Raw genomic sequence first — 3470 nt, forward strand, 5'->3', positions numbered from 1 at the left:
GCCCAGCCCGTGGGCGTCGTCCACCAGCAGCGCGGCGCCGTGCGCGCGGGCGGCGGCGGACAGCGCGGGCAGCGGGGCCGCGTCGCCGTCCACCGAGAACACCGAGTCGGTGACCACCAGCGCCCGCCGCTTCGCCCGCCCGGCGAGCGCCTCGGCGACCGCCGCCGGGTCGCTGTGCGGGACGCGCTGGACGTCGGCGCGGGCGAGCCGACAGCCGTCGATCAGCGAGGCGTGGTTGTAGGCGTCGGAGACGATCAGGGTGTCCGGGTCGGTGAGCGCCGTGAGCGCCGCGAGGTTGGCCGTGTACCCGGAGGAGAACACCAGCGCGGCCTCCACCCCGCAGAACTCGGCCAGCTCCTCCTCCAGTTCGGTGTGCAGCGCGGTCGTCCCGGTCACCAGCCGCGAGCCCGTCGACCCCCCGCCCCAGCGCAGCGCCGCGTCCGCCGCCGCCCGGACGACCACCGGATGCCTGGTCAGCCCCAGGTAGTCGTTGCCCGCGAGGTCCAGCACCCCGTCGTCCGCCGCCCGGCTGCGCACCGTCCGCGTCAGCCCGGCCTCCGCCCGCATCTCGGCCGTCTCGTCGAGCCAGTCGAACACGTTCGCCGGGGCCACGGCGGAGGAGCGCGGCTCAGCCGCGAGCGAAGGGTTCATGCCCGGCACTCTGGCACGCTGCCCGAACCGGGATCAATGTGCCGATCGGCACATGATCGGCGCGTCCGGCTGGCCGGTCGCCACAACCGGGCCACCCGCCCACCGCCGCCCGCCGCCCCGCGCTCCCCGGCGCCGGGCTTTGCCCGGGGTGGCGGCGAGCAGGCAAGATAGCCGGGTGACCCTCCTTGATCTGATGCCGAAGCCCGCCACCCCCGACGCGCTGTACGAGACGTTCGCAGCCTGGGCGGAGGAGCGGGGGATCACGCTGTACCCGGCGCAGGAGGAGGCGCTGATCGAGCTGGTGTCCGGGAACAACGTGATCCTGGCGACGCCGACCGGCTCGGGCAAGAGCCTGGTGGCGGCGGGCGCGCACTTCGCGGCGCTGGCGGAGGGGCAGCGGACGTTCTACACCGCCCCGATCAAGGCGCTGGTCTCGGAGAAGTTCTTCGACCTGGTGAAGATGTTCGGCACCGAGCAGGTCGGCATGATGACCGGCGACGCGAGCGTGAACCCGACCGCGCCGATCATCTGCTGCACCGCCGAGGTGCTCGCCCAGATCGCGCTGCGCGACGGCGCCCGGGCGGACATCGGCCAGGTGGTCATGGACGAGTTCCACTTCTACGCCGAGCCGGACCGCGGCTGGGCCTGGCAGATCCCGCTGCTGGAGCTGCCGCAGGCGCAGTTCCTGCTGATGTCCGCGACGCTCGGCGACGTCCGCCGCTTCGAGGAGGACCTGACCCGCCGCACGGGCCGGCCGACCACCGTGGTGCGCAACGCGACCCGCCCGGTGCCGCTGTTCTACGAGTACCGCCGCACCTCGCTGCACGACACCCTGGAGGAGCTGCTGCAGACCGGCCAGGCGCCGGTCTACGTCGTGCACTTCACCCAGAAGGAGGCGGTGGAGCGGGCCCAGTCGCTGATGAGCATCAACATGTGCTCGAAGGCGGAGAAGGAGGCCATCGCCGAGCTGATCGGCAACTTCCGCTTCACCACCAAGTTCGGCCGCAACCTGTCCCGTTTCGTCCGCCACGGCATCGGCGTGCACCACGCGGGCATGCTGCCGAAGTACCGCCGGCTGGTCGAACGCCTCGCCCAGGCGGGCCTGTTGAAGGTCATCTGCGGCACCGACACCCTCGGCGTCGGTGTCAATGTGCCGATCCGCACGGTGCTGTTCACCGCCCTGTCGAAGTACGACGGCCAGCGGGTGCGCATCCTGCGCGCCCGCGAGTTCCACCAGATCGCCGGCCGGGCCGGCCGGGCCGGCTTCGACACCGTCGGCCAGGTGGTGGCGCAGGCGCCGGAGCACGTGATCGAGAACGACAAGGCGATCGCCAAGGCCGGGGACGACCCGAAGAAGAAGCGCAAGGTGGTGCGCAAGAAGGCGCCGGAGGGCTTCGTCGGCTGGACCGAGGAGACCTTCGACAAGCTGATCGCCGCCGACCCGGAGCCGCTGGTCTCCCGGTTCAAGGTGAGCCACGCGATGCTGCTGTCGGTGATCGGCCGCCCGGGCAACGCCTTCGAGGCGATGCGCAAGCTGCTGACCGACAACCACGAGGACAGGGCCGCGCAGCGCCGCCACATCCGCACCGCGATCGCCATCTACCGCTCGCTGCTGGAGGGCGGCGTGGTGGAGCGGCTGCCGGAGCCGGACGCCGAGGGCCGGATCGTCCGCCTCACCCTGGACCTCCAGGAGAACTTCGCGCTCAACCAGCCGCTCTCCACCTTCGCGCTGGCCGCCTTCGAGCTGCTCGACCCGACCTCCCCCTCGTACGCGATGGACGTGATCTCGGTCGTCGAGGCGACCCTCGACGACCCGCGCCAGATCCTCGCCGCCCAGCAGAACAAGGCGCGCGGCGAGGCCGTCGGCGAGATGAAGCGGGACGGCGTCGAGTACGAGGAGCGGATGGAGCGGCTCCAGGAGATCACCTACCCGAAGCCGCTGGAGGAGCTGCTCACCCACGCCTACGAGGTGTACCGCCGGGCGCACCCGTGGATCGGCGACCACCAGCTGCAGCCGAAGTCGGTGGTCCGCGACCTGTACGAGCGGGCGATGACCTTCTCGGACTACGTCGGCTTCTACGAGCTGGCGCGCACCGAGGGCATCGTGCTGCGCTACCTGGCCGGCGCGTTCAAGGCACTGGAGCAGACCGTCCCCGAGGACGTGAAGACCGACGACCTCAAGGACGTCATCGCCTGGCTCGGCGAGCTGGTCCGCCAGGTCGACTCCAGCCTGCTGGACGAGTGGGAGCAGCTGGCCAACCCGACCGAGCCGCAGGCCGCCGAGGTGCGGCTGGACGACAAGCCGGCGCCGGTCACCGCCAACGCCCGCGCCTTCCGCGTCCTGGTGCGCAACGAGATGTTCCGCCGGGTCGAGCTCTGCGCGCTGGAGCGCTGGGACGAGCTCGGCGAGCTGGACGGCGAGTACGGCTGGGACGCGGACCGCTGGGCGGACGCCATGGACGGCTACTGGGACGAGTACGACGACCTCGGCACCGGCCCGGACGCGCGCGGCCCGAAGATGCTGATCATCGAGGAGGAGGACTCCGCCTGGCGGGTCCGGCAGATCTTCGACGACCCGGAGGGCGACCACGACTGGGGCATCAGCGCCGAGGTCGACCTGTACGGCTCGGACGAGGAGGGCCGGGCGGTGCTGCGGGTGACGGCCGTGGACCGGCTCGGCGGCTGAACCGGCACTGCGTCGACGCGCCGACGCCCCCGGAAGCCGAGGCTTCCGCGGGGCGCGGCCGCGGCCCGCCGGATGGCCGCGGCCGGAGAGCGGGCCCGCCCGATAGGAAGAGCGGGGTGTAGGGGAAGAGGGG

General features: G+C 72.2%; 2 protein-coding genes. One reads left to right on the forward strand and one right to left on the reverse strand.

From position 1 onward, the window contains the following. On the reverse strand, positions 1 to 651 hold a 651-nt coding region (locus ABZW03_RS38695; protein ID WP_355269241.1), incomplete at its 3' end, for an aminotransferase class I/II-fold pyridoxal phosphate-dependent enzyme. A gap of 175 nt (positions 652 to 826) precedes the next feature. Between ABZW03_RS38695 and ABZW03_RS38700 the strand changes: the two genes are divergently transcribed. Continuing rightward, positions 827 to 3337: a DUF3516 domain-containing protein gene (locus ABZW03_RS38700; RefSeq protein WP_355269243.1), complete on the forward strand. Its 2511-nt coding sequence runs from the start codon at positions 827 to 829 to the stop codon at positions 3335 to 3337. Positions 3338 to 3470: the final 133 nt, after the last annotated feature.

The organism is Kitasatospora sp. NPDC004799 (assembly GCF_040609095.1).
GTDB lineage: Bacteria > Actinomycetota > Actinomycetes > Streptomycetales > Streptomycetaceae > Kitasatospora.